Here is an 18,492-nt window from a genome sequence, read left to right on the forward strand (position 1 = left end):
TACTCCTGGCTGCAGGGGAGTGAGATGAGCGGTGATAGTTAACGGCGAGCGCATAAGGGCTTTGCGGGAAGAAAGGGGCATGAGCCTTCACGACCTGGCACGTAAGGCGCAGATTTCTCTCTCTTATCTCAGCGAGATCGAGAGGGGCACCAAGCGGCCTTCCCTTAGAACCATAGAGAAGCTGGCCCAGGCGCTGAACGTCAGCAAAGCTCGCCTGGTGGAGCCGGAGACCAAAGAGGGGAAGATAAACGTCGGGGAACGGATCCGCCTCTTGCGCACGGAGAAGGGCTGGTCCCTGCAAGAGCTGGCCTGCCGGGCAGGTATATCCGCCTCCTACCTCAGCGAGATCGAAAGGGGAACCGTATACCCTTCCCTGAGCACGCTCAAGCGCCTGGCTGAGGAGCTGGGAGTGGCTCCGGTGACCTTTTTGGGGCAGCAGGGCACCTTGGGAGCCAGGCTCAGGGCCTTGCGGGAAGAGTATGGGCTCACCCAGGCCCAGCTGGCGGCTATGGCGGGGGTGACGGCGGGGCTTATCGGGCAAATTGAGCAGGGGAAGGTACAGCCTTCGCTCAAGACGCTGGAAAAGATCGCTCAGGCCATGGGAGTTTCTCCTTGCTACTTCCTTATCGAGCCCGACGCTTCGGAACAGGTTTTAAGCGTGCTCAACCCTGACCTGCGGGAGCTTCTGGCCGACACTAACGTCCAGGCGGTACTGACCATGCTGGCCAATATGAGCAAGAAGGAAATTCGCTTTATCCTGAACTTTATTCAGCTCTTTAAGCAGTCTGGCTTCTGCGGTTAGGATTGCGGGTGGTTTTCGAATATACTATAATGGGTATCATCGGAGACAAGCTTTCAAGCCTTTAAGGAGGGTGTTGCCGCGATGGTACAGGAGGTTAACGAGCGCAACTTTGAGGCCGAGGTTTTGCAAAGTAACATCCCCGTACTGGTAGATTTTTGGGCTCCCTGGTGCGGCCCCTGCCGGAGCATGGCCCCAGTGGTAGAAGAGGTTGCGCGGGAATTCGCTGGCCGCTTGAAAGTGGCCAAGCTAAATGTGGACGAAAACATGTCGCTAGCTCAGCGGTACGGTATCAGGGGCATTCCCACCCTGCTCTTCTTCCGCGAGGGTAAGGTGGTAGCGCAGGAGGTAGGCTACACCCCTAAGGAGACGCTGGTAGCTTGGCTTGGTCGGCTGTTGGGGGAGGGCGAGCAATAAAGTTGCCTTGCTCGATGGAGTGTGGTATACTGGACTCGCAGCGGTAAGCGGTTAAGGCTGGCTGGAAGCCTTAGCGGTCGGTAGGTGTTGGGAAAGAGTGGGTGGACAATCCCACTCTTTCGTATTGTTATAGGCCAAATCACGCGAACTTGGGGGTTGAAGCCATTGGCCACAGGGGAAAAGGTGGTGGAGGTGGTTTCCCGCTTGGCGGAGCCGCTGGCCGAGCGCCTGGGGCTGGAGCTGGTGGATGTGGAGTACAAGAAGGAGGGGGGCAGGTGGGTACTGAGGATCTTCATCGATAAGCCCGGAGGGGTAACGCTGGACGATTGCGAAGCTCTGTCGGAGGCGCTGGGGGAAGCCTTAGATGTGGAGGACCCTATTCCCCATTCCTATAATCTAGAAGTCTCTTCCCCCGGCGTCGAGCGGCCGCTGAAAAAACCCGCCCACTTTCAGCGCTTTGTGGGACACGAAGTGCGCGTCAGCACCCTAGCGCCGGTCGAGGGGCAGCGTCGTTTTACCGGAGTGCTGCTGGCGGCCGATGAGGAAGGAATGCGTTTAAAGACGACGGAAGGTAAAGAACTCGATCTTCCCTACCGCTTGATTGCCAAGGCCAATCTGGTCTTCCGCTGGGAAGAGACGGAGGGAGGGAGGTGAAAGGTTTGAACGCCGAGTTTTTGCAGGCTCTCCGAGATTTGGAGCGCGAGCGGGGATTAAAAACCGAGGTATTAATTTCGGTCATCGAGGCGGCTCTCCTTTCCGCCTACCGCCGCAACTTCGGCACGGCCCAGAACGCCCGGGTAGAAATAGACCGTACCACCGGCGAGTGCCGGGTGCTGGCCCAGCGGACCGTGGTGGAGGAAGTGAAAGACCCCCGGACTGAGATCTCGCTGGCCGAGGCACGGGAGATCGACCCGCGCTACCAGGTAGGGGACGTGGTGGAGATAGAAGTCACCCCTCGGGACTTCGGCCGGATAGCGGCCCAGACCGCCAAGCAAGTGGTCATGCAGCGGATAAAAGAGGCGGAGCGCAACATGATCTACGAGGCTTTCGCCGGCCGCGAGGGAGACATAGTTGTGGGCACGGTGCACCGGGCAGATAAGCAGAACGTTTACCTGGATCTGGGCAAAACTGAGGCCATCCTGCCGGCGGCCGAGCAAATCCCGGGCGAGCGTTACCGGCAGGGAGAGAAAGTGCGGGCTTACATTCTGGAGGTGCGCCGAACTCCTAAGGGACCGCAAATCATTCTCTCCCGCACCCATCCCGGTTTCCTGCGTCGCCTGCTGGAGCTGGAAGTCCCCGAGCTGCAGGAGGGGACGGTAGAGCTCAAAAACTTGGTGAGAGAGCCGGGGAGCCGCTCCAAGGTAGCGGTTTACTCGCGCGATCCTAACGTGGATCCGGTGGGGGCCTGCGTAGGGCCGCGGGGTAGCCGGATCCAGGCGGTGGTTAACGAGCTAAGGGGCGAAAAGATAGACGTCGTGCGCTGGGATCCCGATCCCTCGCGCTTCATCGCTGAAGCGTTGAGCCCTGCCAAGGTCACGGCAGTGGAAATCTGGGAGGAGGAAAAGATAGCCCGGGTGATCGTACCGGACAACCAACTCTCCCTGGCCATAGGCAAGGAGGGGCAGAACGCTCGCCTGGCGGCCAAGCTCACCGGCTGGAAAATAGACATCAAGAGCGAGAGTCAGATGGCGGAGATTTATGCCCGGGAGTACGCTAGTTACTATGGGGAGAAGGGCGGGGGAGGCGAAGAGGGTTGACACGTCCCAAGAAGATCCCTTTGCGCCGATGCGTGGCCTGTGAGGCCATGCGCCCGAAAGGGGAGCTCCTGCGCCTGGTGAGGACCCCCGAAGGGGAAGTGCTCTTGGACACCACGGGAAAGAAAGCGGGCCGAGGAGCTTATCTCTGCCCTGACCCCTCATGCCTTGAGCTGGCGCTTAAGAAGAGGCGCTTAGACAAGAGCTTGGGCCAACCGGCGCCTCCGGAGATAATAGAGGCCTTACGAGAGGAGATGAAGCGGCGGTGTCAGGGGTCCGGAGCGTAAGGCAGTACTTGGGCCTGGGACAGCGGGCGGGGCAAGTGGTCTCGGGAGATTTCGTGGTGCGGGTCAAGTTGCGCAAGAGAGAGGCCTATCTAGTGATCGTAGCCAGTGACGCTGCGGCCTCCACCGCCAAGGACATCGAGCGCCTGGCGAAGCACGCTTCTGTTCCCGTGGTGAGGTTTGGTACCAAAATGGAGCTGGGCTCGGCCCTGGGGCGTTCCCCCCGGGCAGTGGTAGCGGTCTTAAATAAGCCTTTAGCCGATCGGATTTTGGAAATTCTAGGGGGGAAGAAGGATGAATGAGCGGAACTTACGCCGTTTGCTGGAGGTGGGTACATGGCGAAGAAGCGGGTGCATGAAGTGGCAAAAGAACTGAACATGGAAAGTAAGGAGCTTTTAAAAAAGCTGGCCGACCTAGGGATAGAGGCCAAGTGCAACTTCTCTACCTTGAGCGAAGAGGAAATCGCCAAGGTAAAGGCAGCCCTGGAAAATAAAGAGAAAGGGACAGAGGAGGAGCCGGGGCTGGTAGATAAGGTGCCTTCCCGTCCCCCGGATCGGCGGCTCATCGAGCGCCCGGCGGCCTTCGAGAAGAAGCTGGCTCCCAAGCTTCCCTCGCCAGCACCGGCTCCCGAGCCTCCTAAACCGGCGCCGGAAAAGAAGGTATTGATACCTCCCAAGCCGCCGACGGAGAAGCCGCCGGAAGGTGAAAGGCCGCCCAGGGAGAAGCGCCCCCCTCGGCCGCCGGAGGGAAAGCGTCCGCCCCGTCCCGAGCGTGCTCCTGACAAGGGGCCCCGTCCGTTAGGGGAAAAGAGGCCCTTTAAGGCTCCCAGCCTTCCTTCCCCGCCTCCTCCGGCGGAAAAACCTAAGGAGCGCAAGCCAGAGAAGAAGATGAAGGGCAAGCCGGTGGATCACTTGATCCCGCAGTGGGAGGAAGAAGGGGAGAAGCTGAAAAGCAAGCTGGTGTTGCGCCGGCCCAAGGAGAAAGAAGCCGCCAAGGAGGCCTTGCCGGAGAAGACCGGGCCGCGCGTTATACAGATCGGGGAAACGGTCACCATCAAAGAGCTGGCGGAGAAGATGCAGCGGCGGGCGGCTGAGCTCATCAAGAAGCTCATGGACATGGGCATGCTGGTGACTATCAACCAGGAGATCGACGCGGATACGGCCACCATCCTGGCCCACGAGTTCGGCTGTGAAGTAGAGGTAAAGCCGGCCTTCGACGTGGAGGCCTTGCTGGCCGAAGAACCGGAGACCGATCCTAGCAAGCTCAAGCCCCGTCCTCCCATAGTCACCGTCATGGGCCACGTAGACCACGGCAAAACCACCCTGCTGGATGCCATCCGCGAGACCCGGGTGGCGGCTACCGAGGCCGGCGGCATTACCCAGCACATCGGCGCCTACCAGGTGGAAAAAGATGGGAGAAAGATAACCTTCATCGACACACCGGGGCACGAGGCTTTCACCGCCATGCGGGCGCGGGGAGCTAAAGTGACCGACATAGCGGTTCTAGTGGTGGCCGCCGACGACGGAGTGAAGCCCCAAACGGTAGAGGCCATAAATCACGCCCGGGCGGCAGGGGTGCCCATCATCGTCGCCATCAACAAAATGGACAAACCGGAGGCCAACCCCGACCGGGTGAAGACCCAGCTGGCGGAGTTGGGTCTTGTTCCCGAGGAGTGGGGTGGGGACACCATTATGCAGCCCATTTCGGCTCTCAAGCGGCAAGGCATCGACGAACTCTTGGAAATGATCCTGCTCGTGGCCGATATGCTGGAGCTCAAAGCCAACCCGGAGCGTCCGGCGCGCGGCACCATTATCGAGTCTCGCCTGGACCGTGGTCGGGGACCGGTGGCTACGGTGATCGTGCAGAATGGCACCCTTAAGGTAGGAGACACCCTGGTGGCCGGAACCCAGTTCGCCCGCGTCCGGGCGATGATCGACGACCGGGGACGCAAGCTTTCCCAAGCCGGACCTTCCACACCGGTGGAGGTGCTGGGCTTCTCCGAGGTTCCCGAAGCTGGGGAAACCTTCGTGGTGGTGGAGGAGCGCCTGGCCAAACAGATCGTGGAGAAGCGCCTGGCCAAGAAGCAGGCCGAAGAAGCCCAGGCCCGGGCCAAGATGCTGCTGGAGGACGTCTACCAGCGCATAAAGGAAGGGCAGATCAAGGAACTTCCTCTGGTGGTCAAGGCCGACGTCCAGGGTTCGCTGGAGGCCATTTGCCGGGCCTTGTCCCAGCTCCGTACGGAAGAAGTAGGGGTGAATATTATCCACGCGGGTGTGGGAGCCATCACCGAGACCGACATCATGCTGGCCTCGGCTTCAGGAGCCATCATTATCGGCTTTAACGTCCGCCCCGACGTCAACGCCCGCAAAGCTCTGGAGAAGGAAAAGGTGGACGTCAGGCTTTACCAGGTAATTTATGACGCCATCAAGGACGTGAAGGCGGCCCTTTCGGGCCTGCTGGAGCCGGAATACCGTGAGGTTCTGCTGGGGAGGGCCGAGGTGCGCAAGACCTTCCACGTTTCGCGCCTGGGCACCATTGCCGGTTGCTACGTGCAGGAGGGTAAGGTTACCCGGGACGCTCAGGTCAGGGTGATAAGAGACGGCGTGGTGATCCACACCGGCAAGGTTTCCAGCCTCAAGCGCTTCAAGGACGACGTGAAAGAAGTATCCCAAGGATTCGAGTGCGGCCTCATGATCGAGAACTTCAACGACATCAAAGAAGGGGACGAACTGGAATTCTTCGTCATGGAGGCTGTGCAGCGGACCTTGGATTAAGGGGGGATTTTCCCGTGTCTTACCGCTCGGCACGCCTGGCGGAGGCCATAAAGGAGGTAGTGGCGGACGTCCTGCAGCACGAGCTTAAAGATCCACGCCTGGGTTTCGTAACGGTTACCCGCGTGGAGGTGTCCGCCGACCTCCGCCACGCCAAGATATTTTTAAGCGTCTACGGCTCGCAGGAGGAGGAAAAAGAGAGCTTTGAGGTGCTGGAAAAGGCTAAGGGATTCATCCGCAGCGCCTTGGGGAAGCGCCTGCGCCTGCGGCACGTTCCGGAGATTGTGCTTAAACCCGACCCTTCAATAAGCTACGGAGTCCGGGTGATGGAGCTCCTTTCGGAGATCAAGAAGGAAGGGACGGGCCCCGATGGAGAGTCTTAAGCTGGCGGCCCGGGAACTGGAGAAGGCGAATGAGCTTCTGCTTCTGGGGCATATGATGCCCGACGGCGATTGCCTCGGCTCTATGCTGGCCTTGGGACAAGCTCTGCGGGCGAAAGGAAAAAAGGTGGAGTGGGCGGTACCCGACCCCGTGCCCTCCAACTTGGCCTTTCTGCCGGGAGCGGCAGAAGTAAAAGTGGGTCCTCAGGCCGTAAAAGGTGCAAAGCCCGATCTTATAGTGGTGCTGGACACCTCTACACCGGAGCGGCTGGGGGATTTGAGGCGTCCGTTTGATGAACTGCGCCGATCCGGGGCGAAGGCCATGCTGATCGACCACCACGTCACGGCCATCCCTTTTGCCGACCACAATTTCATCTTTCCCGAGGCGGCGGCTGTGGGGGAGGTGGTTTTTGAGCTCTTGCGGGAAATGTCCCTTTTCCCTTTGACTCCCGACATAGCTACCTGTCTCTACACCGCCATTGTCACCGACACGGGTTGCTTTCAGTACGAAACCACCCTCGCCTCCACCCACCGGCGGGTGGCGGAGCTCATAGAGGTGGGGGTGAAGGTCAGGGAGGTAAGCCTTAGACTTTTTGAAGAGAAGCCGCGGGAGCAGATAGTGGCCTTGCGGGAAGCGCTGAAAACCCTGCGCTTCAGCCCCTGCGGGCGTCTGGCCTGGATGTGGCTTGACCGGGAGACCATGGTGGCCAACGGGATCTTGGGGGAGCATACCAACGGCCTGGTTAACTATGCCCGGCAGATTCGGGGAGTGGAGCTGGCCCTCTTCTTCTGGGAGGTAAAGAAAGACCTGGTGAAGGTGAGCTTTCGGTCCAAGTGCCACTTGGATGTCAACCGCCTAGCCGGGCTTTTTGGGGGAGGGGGACACATCCGGGCGGCTGGTGCCCTAATCCCCGGGCGACTGGAGGATGTGGTGGCTAGAGTTGTCGCGGCGGGGCTGGAAGCGCTCGGGCGGGAGGGGATTTATAACAGTGATCGGGGTGCTTAACGTGCTCAAACCCCCCGGAATGACCTCGCACGATGTGGTGGATTGGCTGCGCCACCTGACGGGGGAGAAGAAGGTGGGGCACGCGGGCACCTTGGACCCGGACGCCTGCGGGGTGATGGTACTCCTTGTGGGAAAGGCCACCCGGGCAGCCCAGTTTCTGGTGGCGGAGGACAAGGAGTACCGGGCCGAGGTGGTCTTCGGTGTCAAGACCGATACTTTAGACCTCAGCGGTCAGGTGCTGGCCTGCCAGGACGCCTCTCGGCTTACGCCCGAGGCAGTAGCTGAGGTTTTGCCTCGATTCACGGGGAGCATTTGGCAAAAACCTCCCATGTTTTCGGCCGTTCGCCACAAAGGCAAGCGCCTCTACGAACTGGCTAGGGCGGGACGGGAGGTAGAGGTGCCGCCGCGCCAGGTGGAAGTTTACTCCCTGCAATTGCTCAAGGGAGATTGGGGGAAAAGGCATCCCCGGGCATGGCTTCACGTGCACTGCAGCAAAGGGACTTATGTGCGCTCTTTGGTGGCTGATCTAGGCGAGGCTCTGGGAACGGGAGCCTGCCTGGGGTTTCTCCTGCGCACCCGGGTAGGGCGCTTCGGAATAGAGGAGGCTTATACCCTGGAAGAGCTGGCCGGGCTGAAGGGAGAAGGAAAGCTTACCCAAGCTTTGATTCCCCTGGCGGAGGCTTTAGGGTACCTACCGGCAATAGAGGTGGGGGAAGAAGGGGCCAAGCGGATCAAAAACGGCGGATTCCTCTCTCCAGCCCACTGTCTCGCCGGGGAGTGGCCTCCGCAAGGAACCCACGTGCGAGTGATGGGGGCAGGGGAACTTCTGGCCCTGGCTCTAGCCGAATCCCTTCCCTCCGGCAGAAAGATTCTGCGACCAGTCTGGGTACTGTGACAGGTAGTTTGCAAAAGGAGGGAGAGATTTTTGGAGGTAGTTCGGGACTGGCACCGGGCCAAAGAGCGCTTCCCTTTCCTAGGGGTGGGCTTGGGCAATTTCGACGGGGTGCACTTGGGGCACCGCAGGTTAATCGAGCGACTAGTAGCTTGGGCAGCGGCCACGGGGGGAACGGCGGCGGTGCTCACCTTCGAGCCTCACCCTGCTATGGTGCTAAATCCGCAGAAAGCCCCTCCCTTGCTCCTTTCCAGTGAGCTTAAAAGGCGCTTTCTGGCCGAACTGGGCATAGAGGTGCTCTTCATCCTCCCTTTTACCCGTGAGTTTGCCTCTCTTCAGCCTGAGGAGTTCGTGGCCGAGGTCTTGGTAAAGGAAATGGGGGTAAAGGCAGTATTCGTCGGGTACAACCACACCTTCGGCCGGGGAGGCAAGGGTAACCCGGCTCTGCTTGCTTCCCTGGGAGAGCGGTACGGCTTCAGGGTGGAGGTCATTCCCCAGGTGGTGGTTAACGGACTACCGGTATCCTCCACGCTCATACGTTATCTGCTGGAGAAGGGCGAGGTGGAGGAAGCCCGGCGCTACCTGGGCTACTACCCCCTTTACCTGGGTACGGTGGTGTCCGGGGACGGCCGGGGAAGAGAGTTGGGTTTTCCCACCGCTAACCTGGAACTGGAAGAAGGAATTTTGCTCCCTGCCTGCGGGGTCTATCTGGTTCGTGTCCGGGTGCTGGAAAAGAACTGGTACGGGGTGGCCAACGTGGGAGTCCTGCCTACCTTCGGAGAAAGGGAGCGGCCGCGGATAGAGGTCTTTCTCTTCGATTTCCAGGGAGAACTCTACGGTCTCAAAATGGAAGTGAGTTTCCTGCGCCGCTTGCGGGAGGAAAGGCGCTTCCGTTCTCCGGAGGAACTCGTGGCTCAAATTCGCCGGGACGTAGCCTGCGCGCGGGAAATAATTGCCCAAATGGAGAAAGATGCGCCTCGCTTGCTTGGGTGAAGGGTGTTACGGTACAATGAAAAACGAATGAACCGTCGGCGCGGCAAGACGATTAAACGTCCTGCGGGGCTGGCGGCAATTACGGTAGGAGGTGGAGGTTTTGGCCTTAACGGCGGAAAGGAAAAGAGAGATCATCGAAGCCTTCCGGATTCACGAGAACGATACCGGTTCTCCGGAGGTTCAGGTCGCCCTTTTGACCGAGCGCATCAAGATCTTGAGCGAGCACCTTAAAGTGCATCGCAAAGACTTTCACTCGCGGCGAGGCCTACTCAAACTGGTGGGCCAACGGCGGGCACTTCTCAACTACCTGAGGGAGACCGACTTCGACCGTTACCAGCGCTTGCTCAATCGCCTGGGGCTGAGGAAGTAGGCACGGGATCTCGGCCCCTTCTTTTTTGCGAGATTAAAGTTTTCCGGAAAGGTGGTGATTAAAGCGTATGGAAGAGCAAAAAGTCTTGCGGAAAGAGATGATCCTGGCCGGCAGACCCCTGGTTCTGGAGGTGGGGCGGGTAGCGCGCCAAGCCTCCAGCGCCGTGCTGGCGAAGTACGGGGATACGGTGGTCTTGGTTACGGCTACCATGGCGCCGGAGCCGCGGGAGGGTATCGATTTCTTCCCCCTGCTGGTTGACTACGAGGAGAGGCATTACGCCGTGGGCAAGATCCCTGGGGGTTTCTTGAGACGGGAAGGGAAGCCGGGGGAGAAAGCGGTTTTATCGGCGCGCCTCATCGACCGCTCCATTCGCCCTCTCTTCCCCAAGAAGATGCGTAACGACGTGCACGTGGTAGCCACCATCCTTTCGGTGGATCAGGACTGCGCCCCGGAAATCACCGCCATGATCGGGGCCTCTGCTGCCCTCACCCTCTCGGAGATCCCCTTTGCTGGTCCCATTGGCGGGGTGATCGTGGGTCTGGTGGACGGGGAGCTGGTACTCAACCCCACGGTGGAGCAGGAGGAAAAGAGCCTCCTGCACCTGGTGGTGGCGGGTACCAAGGAAGCGGTGGTGATGGTGGAGTGCGGGGCTAAGGAGGTGCCCGAAGATAAAGTGGTGGAGGCCATAGAGTTCGGGCACCAGGCAGTAAAAGAGATAGCCGCCTTCATCGAGGCTTTGCGGGAGGAAGCTTTGGCCCTTGGCTTGGCTTCTCCCAAGAAGGAGTTCGAGTTCCCGGAGCCGCCGGAGGAACTGCGGGAAGCCGTGAAGGCGGTAGCCGAGCCGGCTTTGCGGGAAGCCTACCGCTGGTACGCCTCCGCCCGTCTGGACAAGAAGGCGCGGGAAAGCCATACCGAAAACCTGCGGAACGAACTGGTGGCCAAGCTGCTGGAGCAGTACCCGGAGGAGGAGGCCACCATAAAGGAGCTCATCGCTGAGATAGAGCGTCAGGTGGTGCGCGAGCTTATCGCTAAGGAGCGGATCCGGGCCGACGGGCGCGGCTTCAAGGATATAAGGCCCCTATCGGTCGAAGTGGGGCTCTTGCCTCGCACCCACGGTTCGGCCCTCTTTACCCGGGGACAGACCCAGGTCCTGTCGGTAGTGACTCTGGGAGCGGTGGGGGACGAACAAATTCTGGACGATCTCGATCTCGAGGAAAGCAAACGCTTCATGCACCACTATAACTTCCCGCCTTTCAGCACGGGTGAAGTGCGCCCCATCCGCTCGCCAGGTCGGCGAGAGATCGGTCACGGGGCGCTGGTAGAAAGGGCCCTGGAGGCGGTCATCCCTGACGAGGACACTTTCCCCTACACCATAAGGGTGGTTTCCGAGGTACTGGAGTCTAACGGCTCCACCTCCATGGCCAGCGTGTGCGCCAGTTCCCTGGCCCTGATGGATGCCGGCGTGCCCATCAAGGCCCCGGTGGCGGGAATAGCCATGGGACTTATTAAGGAAGAGGACGAGTTCATAGTCTTAACCGATATCCAGGGTCTAGAAGACCACCTAGGCGATATGGACTTCAAAGTGGCGGGGACGGAGGCCGGGATCACCGCCCTGCAGATGGACATAAAGATAGCTGGCGTGACCAAGGAGATACTGGCAACGGCCCTGGCCCAGGCGCGGGAAGCGCGACTTTACATCTTAGAGGTTATGCGCCGCGCCCTCCCGGGACCTCGTCCGGAGCTTTCGCCCTACGCTCCCCGCGTGCTCTCGCTGGTCATCAACCCGGACAAGATCCGAGACGTTATCGGTCCTGGCGGCAAGACCATCCGAAAGATAATAGAGCTCACCGGCGTGGAGATAGACGTGGAGGACGATGGGCGCATTTACATCACCGCCCCTTCGGAGAGCGCCGGGCAGCAGGCCCTGGAAATCATCAAGAACCTCACTGCCGAGGTGGCGGTGGGTCAAGTTTACCTGGGCCGAGTCACCCGGGTGACCGACTTTGGCTGCTTCGTGGAGATCATTCCCGGTGTGCTCGGGCTGCCGGGTAAAGAGGGTCTGGTACACATATCCCAAATGGCCCCGCTCAAAGGTAAGCGGATCGAGGAGGCGGTGAAGGAAGGGGACCAGGTGCTGGTCAAGGTAATAGGGTACGATAGTCAGGGTCGGCTCAGGCTTTCGCAGAAGGAAGCTCTGCGCATGCTGGCGGAAAAGGGAGGAAAAAGGGTAGAGAGAGCTTCTCCGCCGCGGACGAGGCACCGTTCTTCTCCTAAGTAAAGCCTCATAGAATTTTAGTGCTGAGAATTTCCTTTGGAGAATCCCCGGAAGTCAAGTAACGGGGATTTCGCCTTTTAAAAGGGGGTTGTCCCGCTTGGCCTTTTTCTTTTTCTGCCCGTCCCGCCACCGCGTGCGCCTTTTCCTCTGGCTTCTGCTTTTGGGCCTGCCCCTCATCTTAGGTAGATGGCTGGCTCTAGATGACTCGGTTCTAGAGACCTCTGCTGCTGGACCCGTCTACCACGGGCCGAGTTCCCGAAGGGAGATAGCCCTTACCTTCAACGTTTACTGGGGGGAGGAGCACCTTCCTCGGATTATGCAAATTCTTGAGGAGCGTCGGGTAAAGGCCACCTTTTTCCTGGGGGGAGAGTGGGTAGAAAGGCATCCGGAGCTGGCGCGGGAAATAGCCCGCCGCTTCGAGGTGGGAAATCACGGTTACGCCCACCGTCACCCCGACCGACTCTCGGTGGAGGAAAACCTGCGCGAAATTAGGCGGGCGGCGGAGGTCATAAAGAGGGTTACCGGAAAGGAAACACGCCTCTTTGCCCCTCCCTACGGCGAGCGCGGGGCTTCAGTTTTAGAGGCGGCCTCCCGCGCAGGGCATCGGGTTATCTTGTGGAGTATCGATCCGGTTGATTGGAAGAATCCTCCAGCGGCAGTGATAAGCCAAATAGTGATAGGAAAAGCGCATAACGGCGCCATAGTGCTTCTTCACCCCACAGCCCCCACTGCCGAGGCTCTTCCCCATATAATAGAGGAGCTCCGTGCCAGGGGATACCGGTTCGTAACGGTGGAGGAATTGCTAGAGCATGGGGCGGAAGCCGAAAAGTAGGCTTCTACTCCTGCTGCTTCTACTCCTTTTGCTACGAGGCGGGGACAGGAGCTCCCTTTGGCAGGCGATGAACTGGCTTTATCCGGTGGCCCTGGTAGGCAGGGTCATCGTGGTAGATCCCGGCCACGGCGGGGTGGACCCGGGGGCGCACTACCAGGCGAAGATCCTGGAGAAGGACCTAGTGCTGAGCATGGGTAAGATGCTGGCCGCCTTTCTGGAGGCGGGAGGGGCAGAAGTGGTTATGACCCGCAGCGAGGACCGGGATTTGGCTCCACCCGATATCCTTTCCCTTTCCGCGCGCAAGCGCTATGATCTTAAGGAGCGCATGGAACTTACCCGGCGGGTTCGAGCCGATGCTTACCTTAGCCTGCACGTCAACAGCTCCCCGGACTCCTCCCGGCGAGGGGTTTACATCTACTACTCCTCCCGTGCCGGCAGCCGGGAACTGGCGGCTTTGCTGGCAGAGGAAGTTAAGCGTACGGTTTCCCGCCGCTGCTTTTGCCTGCCGGGGAATCAGTACTACGTGCTGCGGGAGAACCCCACGGTGGCGGTGCTGGTGGAGGTGGGGTTTATTTCTAACCCGCAGGAGCGCGAGCTCCTGTCAGACCCTGCTTACCAGCAGAGGGTGGCCTGGGCTCTGGCGCGTGGGGTGTACCGTTTCTACGCCGAGCAATCCACTGGCGGCAGGGGAAAATAACACCCGGGTAGAAAAAGTATCGATCGAACCGCGAGGGGAAGGAGGCGCACTTTTGGTAAAGATTACGGATCTTGGCAACGGAGTAACCATTCTCACCGAGGAAATCCCGCATGTGCGCTCGGTGGCTCTGGGCATCTGGGTAGCGGCAGGCTCACGGGACGAGGAGGCCAACCAAAGCGGTATTTCCCACTTCATCGAGCACGCCCTTTTCAAGGGTACCAAGAACCGCTCTGCTCGGCAGATAGCCGAGGAGCTGGAATCGGTCGGCGGACAGATCAACGCCTTCACCGCCAAGGAGTACACCTGCTATTATGCCCGCGTGCTGGACGAGTACTTCGGACTGGCCGCCGACGTCTTGACCGATCTCATTTTCCATGCCCGCTTCGACCCCCAAGACCTGGAGAGGGAGAAGAACGTTATTCTGGAAGAGATAAGAATGTACGAGGATACCCCCGATGAACTGGTGCACGACCTCTTCAGCGCCACCCTGTGGAAGGACCATCCCTTGGGGCGTCCGGTCATCGGCACGGAAGAAACGGTGAAAAACCTCACTCCGGAGGAGATCTTTCGCTACTATGAGCGGCACTACCTCCGAGGGCGCATGGTGGTGGCGGTGGCCGGAAACGTGGTCCACGAACGGGCGGTAGACCTGCTTGCCCCCCGCTTTGCCGTAGTGAAGGAGGAGAAGCGCTCTCCGGGAGACCAGCCGCGCCCTTGGTTTGGCAGCAACTTCTTCCTCCGCTCTACCGAGCAGGTTCACCTCTGTCTAGGCACTCCCGGCCTGGCAGTGGGAGACGATGACATCTACACCTTCCAGGTGCTAAATACCCTCCTGGGAGGAGGGATGAGTTCACGCCTTTTCCAGAAGGTGAGGGAGGAGAGGGGGCTGGTCTACTCCGTTTACTCCTACCACAGCGCTTACCGGGATACGGGGCTCTTCTGTATCTATGCTGGCCTGGCGGCTGAGAACGTGCCTCGTGCTCTGCAGGCCATCGTAGAAGAGCTCAAGAAGGTGTGCCGAAGCGATCTTTCTCCAGAAGAAGTGGAGCGGGCCAAAAACCAGCTTAAGGGAAGCTTCCTTTTGAGCCTGGAAAGCGTGACCACGCGCATGAGCCGACTGGGAAAATCTTGGCTTTACCTGGGCAGGGTGCTGTCCCCGGAGGAAGTAGCCGAGCGGATAACGGCGGTCACTCTGGAGCAGGTGCAGGTTCTGGCTCGGCGCTTTTTCCGTCCCTCCGGGCTGGTTCTTACCACTTTAGGAAACTGGGAAGACGGCGCCTCCTGGAAAAAGATACTAGAGGAGTGGTGAGGTTGCGAGAAGTGATAATCCCCATCCGCCGCCTCCCCCACGCCGCCGACCTTCCTTTGCCTGCCTACGCCACCCCTCTCTCCGCCGGACTGGACCTTTACGCTGCTTGCGTCGCTTCTGTAACCCTCCCGCCAGGGAAGTGGGAGCTCATACCTACCGGTATATCTTTGGCCCTGCCGGAAGGTTACCTGGCCGAGGTTAGGCCCCGCAGCGGCCTGGCCTTGCGGTACGGCGTCACCCTGCTGAATTCTCCGGGCACTATAGACGCCGACTACCGAGGAGAGATAAAGGTTATTCTCATAAATCTGGGGGACAAGCCCTGGACCTGCCGCCGGGGGGATCGCATAGCCCAACTGGTAGTATTGCCGGTGGCCCGAGCGGTCTGGCAGGAGGTAGAAAGCCTCGATTCGACCATCAGGGGAGAAGGGGGCTTCGGCCACACCGGGCGGTGAAGGTTTTACTCCCTGGGTCTAGGTGTATAAACGAATGCTATATTTGGTTCGGCTAACACATAGAAAAAAGGGAGATCCTCCTGGCCGGAAGGGGGCTTGTATATTATCGGCTTGCTCAGTTCGTCGGCAACCCGCACCAGATCTTCAATGGACCTGAGCGGTATTGCGCTTTCGAAAGCCGTGGGGGCCTCCCCTTCAATCACCGCTAGGCGGTCACCGTACTTCTTGAGGATGGTGTTGACTTCCTGCTGTAGGGAACAGGGTTTGCGACCCTCTCCGGAGGTAAGGAATAGCACCGACACCAGCCCAACGGCACACAAACCGGCAAGAGCGCCGTAAAGGGCAACGGCTCGCTTATTGACCTTGGCCGGTACCTGTCTCGCTATGGTTATTGCGCCCGATTTTTCTTTGGCTAGTTCTCCTTCAATCTGAAAGGCTTTCTGCACCAGGGGAATGACCATGACCGGGGCTATTTGGTCTCTTACCGCGCCGCTGTCTGTAGCGGCCTCAACTAGGATGTTCCAGTATATGGTCATTCTCACCTCGTCCGGTATCAACTCCGAATCCTTTATGACCTTGTTAGCGAACTCATTAAAGTCTTGGAATCTGATGGGCAGGCTATGGTGGAAAGAGACCGTCTGGCCACTCCCGCTAAACTCCTGGGGGGGTAGGAGTACGAATTCCCTTTGCCAAACTTTGCGGTGCTCTTTTCCTACCATGGCCTCTATCGTGGCGATTGCTTCGCACTTTCCCTTAACCTCGGCCGCCCGCTCCCCGGTAAACTCGTACGTAAGGGTGGTATCGATGTAATTCACGAAGTTGGTGAGGTAAACCTTTCCTGCTTCCAGGTATTGCTCAGGGTAGAGGCTGTTAGGCTTTAGGGAGACTTTGTAGTCCACCCGGGCCTGCTGGGTATAGGAATACTTTGGCACTTTCTCCTCGGTCATGACGGGTCGGATTAGGGCTTTAAGCAAGAGAGAAAAGAAAACAATTAGGGATAGGGCCAGTAAGGTGATTAGTGCGAGTCTTGTTTTTTTGCTCAGGTAGAGCTTCACCTTCTCCCTCCATTCGGATGCAGGCAGGGCTAAGATCTTTTAGTTCTGTGCTTTGAGGTTCATTTCCTGCACTAGCGTTTTTAGGAACAGGGCGGCCCACCCGATTTTGGGCACCACGTAAATGACCTTGCCTTTTACCTGCTCCGGGTGAACTAGCTCTGGGTCCGGAGCTCTGTTAGCATCTCCTTTAGTGGTGTAAAGTTTCACTCCTTTAATTTCTCTAATTTCTATTATCCGGTGGGTAATATAGTTTTGCTCAACGCGAAACTGAACGATGTCTCCCAGCCTTATCTCCCTTTCTGCATCTTTTACCTTCTTTATCAATACGATATCTCCTTTCTTAATACCGGGTTGCATACTGTCACTAAGAATAACCGAGGGGTACAAGGGGAAGATACCTAACGAAAACCATACCAGCAAGACGGAAATAATGCTGATGGCGGTCCAAGAGAGAACGTCGTTTTCTCTGTCCAGGCTTTTTCTTCGGTGCTCCCTGGATTCTTTTGAGTAAACATAGTGTATAACCGCTAAGCTGAGAATAGGAGTAAAAGAATATAGAAGCGCCCTGGTTGCCCAGGTTAGGTCGGGGAGGAAGGGGCAGAACCAGAAGAAAGCCTGTAGCACCCCCCGATAAATCATGGCGGGTAGAGGCCCGCCCAGGTAAGCCAGGTAGGAAACCAGGGCGTTTTCGGAAATGGAGGGAAGAAGAAGGCCACCGGTAAACTTAATGAAGTCAATACCGGTTTGCAGGACGCTTACTTTGGCCAGCGGCAGGCTGAGGACCGTGAAGAATGCGGTCGTGAGTCCAATGGCCAGGTTCGGACGCCGACGAGCTATACTGTTTACCAGTAACGATCTGGAGAGCTCCGTGCCGATTAGAGAAGTGCCGACCAGAATCATGTTAGTTGTTATGCCCAGAGGCGTAAAAGAATAAGGACTTCTACCTATTCCTTCTAACATACCGCCTACCATCAGGAGTAGAAGATAAAGGGCGGCGCAGGATAAGGCCATCCAGTTTAGCAAGGGGAGAAAACGAAGCCGCCCTGCTGGCCGCACGCGTGGCAGATACCAAACGTAAAGTCCCACGGTGCTCCACAATAAAGGCTGTAGCACATAAGTAAGTAGCGGGGTTACTTTGAAGCGAAAAGGATAGTTAACCAAAAAATAAATAGCAAGTAGCATGATTATTAAGATTGCGATGTGGAGTCTTGATATTTTTGTGAGAGAGATGTTTTCTTTCACTGGTGGTAACTGTGCTCCTTTCGGTTGCGGGATAGATTTTAACTTTTATAAGTGCTACTACTTACCGATTCATGTTCAAAATTGCGGGGTTCCTTCTCCTGGTTAGGCACCGGTAGGACATTTGTTGTATTTAGTTTATCGTGTGGTATATTATGAAAAACAGCAGTTTTTTCTAGCTTCCAGGTTCCGGTGTGAATGGTACCATTAATTTCGAGATCTTGGCGCCAGGCGCCCAGTCCTCCCGGCAAAAGGGCCAGGGCAAAGAAGGTGGTAAAAACAAGTAATACAATTTTCTTCGCCATAGCTTGAGCACCTACCTTAGCGAAGTAAATGGGCAGGTTAACCCGCCCGGAGTTTAAAAATAGTCTTTACTTAGCGTTCCACTGGGTAGCCGCAAAGGAAATAGTAAATTTATAGGTGGTATTTTCTTTGGCGCTGCCATTAACGCGGAAGTGGAAAGAGATATTTTTTGACTCTCCAGGAAGAACCGTTATTTCTTCTATTTTATCCCTATCCCGCAGCTCCACGCTCACTTCCCTCGGCTTATCGATAACGGGCTTTTTGATCTTAATCGGGATAGTACCGTCGTTGGTTAGCTCGACGAATATCCTATTGTAGTACGAAGGGTAGGCGTTGGCAACGGTCACTTCTAGGGTTTTGTAGCGGCCGCTTGCATCCGGATTGGCCAAGGCAAGGATGGTTCGAGCCACATCTTTGTCCACCTGCCGGATTTTCTTGAAGCCCGGGTCACATACCCAGTCGTTTCCGGTATCTTGACTTCCCATACCGGTGAAGCTCCAGCTCAGCTCGCCGGTAGCTACCGTGCTGCTTATCTGAAGGCTTTTGCTCCAGGCAGCGTATCCTGCTCCCATCAGGACCAGAGCTGTAACCAGCACCGCGGCGAGGAGCCGGATCTTCTCCCTCTTCCCCATGCCGGGGTCACCTCCAGCATAGAAGCTTAGAA

21 protein-coding genes are annotated in these 18,492 nt (G+C 58.0%); 17 read left to right on the top strand and 4 right to left on the bottom strand.

The window, feature by feature from the left end:
* Positions 1-31: 31 nt before the first annotated feature.
* The 17 genes from DXX99_RS07085 (at position 32) to dut (ending at position 15,231) form a co-directional block, all read left to right on the top strand.
* A complete protein-coding gene (locus DXX99_RS07085) occupies positions 32-802 on the top strand; it encodes a helix-turn-helix domain-containing protein (RefSeq protein WP_115792802.1) in 771 nt (256 codons plus the stop codon).
* 81 nt (positions 803-883) lie between these two features.
* Positions 884-1,216: a thioredoxin gene (trxA, locus tag DXX99_RS07090; protein WP_115792803.1), complete on the top strand. Its 333-nt coding sequence runs from the start codon at positions 884-886 to the stop codon at positions 1,214-1,216.
* A 165-nt stretch (positions 1,217-1,381) separates the two neighbouring features.
* Positions 1,382-1,870 (top strand): ribosome maturation factor RimP, encoded by a 489-nt coding sequence (rimP, locus tag DXX99_RS07095; RefSeq protein ID WP_115792804.1) that lies wholly within the window; start codon positions 1,382-1,384, stop codon positions 1,868-1,870.
* A 5-nt stretch (positions 1,871-1,875) separates the two neighbouring features.
* Complete coding sequence (gene nusA, locus DXX99_RS07100; RefSeq protein ID WP_115792849.1) at positions 1,876-2,973, top strand: transcription termination factor NusA; 1,098 nt, start codon at positions 1,876-1,878, stop codon at positions 2,971-2,973.
* Positions 2,970-3,257, top strand: a complete 288-nt coding sequence (gene rnpM / locus DXX99_RS07105) for an RNase P modulator RnpM (RefSeq protein ID WP_115792805.1) — start codon at positions 2,970-2,972, stop codon at positions 3,255-3,257. The genes nusA and rnpM overlap by 4 nt, the downstream gene beginning before the upstream one ends.
* The gene (locus tag DXX99_RS07110; RefSeq protein WP_115792806.1) at positions 3,236-3,556 is read left to right on the top strand and encodes a L7Ae/L30e/S12e/Gadd45 family ribosomal protein; all 321 of its coding nucleotides are present in this window, start codon (positions 3,236-3,238) and stop codon (positions 3,554-3,556) included. The genes rnpM and DXX99_RS07110 overlap by 22 nt, the downstream gene beginning before the upstream one ends.
* Positions 3,557-3,589: 33 nt before the next feature.
* A complete protein-coding gene (gene infB / locus DXX99_RS07115; protein ID WP_115792807.1) occupies positions 3,590-6,028 on the top strand; it encodes a translation initiation factor IF-2 in 2,439 nt (812 codons plus the stop codon).
* A 14-nt stretch (positions 6,029-6,042) separates the two neighbouring features.
* A complete protein-coding gene (rbfA, locus tag DXX99_RS07120; RefSeq protein WP_115792808.1) occupies positions 6,043-6,408 on the top strand; it encodes a 30S ribosome-binding factor RbfA in 366 nt (121 codons plus the stop codon).
* Positions 6,395-7,411, top strand: coding sequence for a DHH family phosphoesterase (locus tag DXX99_RS07125; protein ID WP_115792809.1), 1,017 nt, complete (start codon positions 6,395-6,397; stop codon positions 7,409-7,411). Before rbfA ends, DXX99_RS07125 begins: the two co-directional genes overlap by 14 nt.
* Positions 7,395-8,306, top strand: a complete 912-nt coding sequence (truB, locus tag DXX99_RS07130; protein WP_205664661.1) for a tRNA pseudouridine(55) synthase TruB — start codon at positions 7,395-7,397, stop codon at positions 8,304-8,306. Before DXX99_RS07125 ends, truB begins: the two co-directional genes overlap by 17 nt.
* Positions 8,307-8,336: 30 nt before the next feature.
* Positions 8,337-9,296 (top strand): bifunctional riboflavin kinase/FAD synthetase, encoded by a 960-nt coding sequence (locus DXX99_RS07135; protein ID WP_115792810.1) that lies wholly within the window; start codon positions 8,337-8,339, stop codon positions 9,294-9,296.
* 100 nt (positions 9,297-9,396) lie between these two features.
* Positions 9,397-9,666, top strand: coding sequence for a 30S ribosomal protein S15 (gene rpsO / locus DXX99_RS07140; protein ID WP_115792811.1), 270 nt, complete (start codon positions 9,397-9,399; stop codon positions 9,664-9,666).
* A gap of 67 nt (positions 9,667-9,733) precedes the next feature.
* Positions 9,734-11,944, top strand: a complete 2,211-nt coding sequence (locus tag DXX99_RS07145) for a polyribonucleotide nucleotidyltransferase (RefSeq protein WP_115792812.1) — start codon at positions 9,734-9,736, stop codon at positions 11,942-11,944.
* 94 nt (positions 11,945-12,038) lie between these two features.
* The gene (locus tag DXX99_RS07150; protein WP_115792813.1) at positions 12,039-12,773 is read left to right on the top strand and encodes a polysaccharide deacetylase family protein; all 735 of its coding nucleotides are present in this window, start codon (positions 12,039-12,041) and stop codon (positions 12,771-12,773) included.
* The gene (locus tag DXX99_RS07155; RefSeq protein WP_115792814.1) at positions 12,751-13,470 is read left to right on the top strand and encodes an N-acetylmuramoyl-L-alanine amidase; all 720 of its coding nucleotides are present in this window, start codon (positions 12,751-12,753) and stop codon (positions 13,468-13,470) included. The genes DXX99_RS07150 and DXX99_RS07155 overlap by 23 nt, the downstream gene beginning before the upstream one ends.
* 52 nt (positions 13,471-13,522) lie before the next feature.
* Positions 13,523-14,779, top strand: coding sequence for a M16 family metallopeptidase (locus DXX99_RS07160; RefSeq protein WP_115792815.1), 1,257 nt, complete (start codon positions 13,523-13,525; stop codon positions 14,777-14,779).
* Positions 14,780-14,781: 2 nt separating this feature from the next.
* Complete coding sequence (gene dut, locus DXX99_RS07165; protein WP_115792816.1) at positions 14,782-15,231, top strand: dUTP diphosphatase; 450 nt, start codon at positions 14,782-14,784, stop codon at positions 15,229-15,231.
* Positions 15,232-15,236: 5 nt separating this feature from the next.
* Here the strand turns inward: dut and DXX99_RS07170 are convergent, their stop codons facing one another.
* From DXX99_RS07170 to DXX99_RS07180, 4 genes are all read right to left on the bottom strand, one after another.
* The gene (locus tag DXX99_RS07170; RefSeq protein WP_115792817.1) at positions 15,237-16,286 is read right to left on the bottom strand and encodes a DUF5305 family protein; all 1,050 of its coding nucleotides are present in this window, start codon (positions 16,284-16,286) and stop codon (positions 15,237-15,239) included.
* 39 nt (positions 16,287-16,325) lie between these two features.
* Entirely contained in the window at positions 16,326-17,246 is a 921-nt protein-coding gene (locus tag DXX99_RS07175; RefSeq protein ID WP_165847763.1) for a signal peptidase I, read from the bottom strand.
* A gap of 320 nt (positions 17,247-17,566) precedes the next feature.
* Entirely contained in the window at positions 17,567-17,830 is a 264-nt protein-coding gene (locus DXX99_RS11330; RefSeq protein WP_134642963.1) for a hypothetical protein, read from the bottom strand.
* A 66-nt stretch (positions 17,831-17,896) separates the two neighbouring features.
* Complete coding sequence (locus DXX99_RS07180; RefSeq protein ID WP_115792819.1) at positions 17,897-18,460, bottom strand: hypothetical protein; 564 nt, start codon at positions 18,458-18,460, stop codon at positions 17,897-17,899.
* Positions 18,461-18,492 lie beyond the last annotated feature (32 nt).

The organism is Ammonifex thiophilus (assembly GCF_003368535.1).
Classification (GTDB): Bacteria; Bacillota; Desulfotomaculia; order Desulfotomaculales; family Ammonificaceae; genus Ammonifex; species Ammonifex thiophilus.

What these genes read in the sequence shown, in the direction of transcription:
- DXX99_RS07145 (WP_115792812.1), top strand. Translation starts at nt 9,734, where the DNA reads ATGGAAGAGCAAAAAGTCTTGCGGAAAGAGATGATCCTGGCCGGCAGA.
- DXX99_RS07155 (WP_115792814.1), top strand. Translation starts at nt 12,751, where the DNA reads ATGGGGCGGAAGCCGAAAAGTAGGCTTCTACTCCTGCTGCTTCTACTC.
- DXX99_RS07175 (WP_165847763.1), bottom strand. Translation starts at nt 17,246, where the DNA reads ATGTTAGAAGGAATAGGTAGAAGTCCTTATTCTTTTACGCCTCTGGGC.
- infB (WP_115792807.1), top strand. Translation starts at nt 3,590, where the DNA reads ATGGCGAAGAAGCGGGTGCATGAAGTGGCAAAAGAACTGAACATGGAA.
- trxA (WP_115792803.1), top strand. Translation starts at nt 884, where the DNA reads ATGGTACAGGAGGTTAACGAGCGCAACTTTGAGGCCGAGGTTTTGCAA.
- DXX99_RS07180 (WP_115792819.1), bottom strand. Translation starts at nt 18,460, where the DNA reads ATGGGGAAGAGGGAGAAGATCCGGCTCCTCGCCGCGGTGCTGGTTACA.
- DXX99_RS11330 (WP_134642963.1), bottom strand. Translation starts at nt 17,830, where the DNA reads ATGGCGAAGAAAATTGTATTACTTGTTTTTACCACCTTCTTTGCCCTG.
- DXX99_RS07125 (WP_115792809.1), top strand. Translation starts at nt 6,395, where the DNA reads ATGGAGAGTCTTAAGCTGGCGGCCCGGGAACTGGAGAAGGCGAATGAG.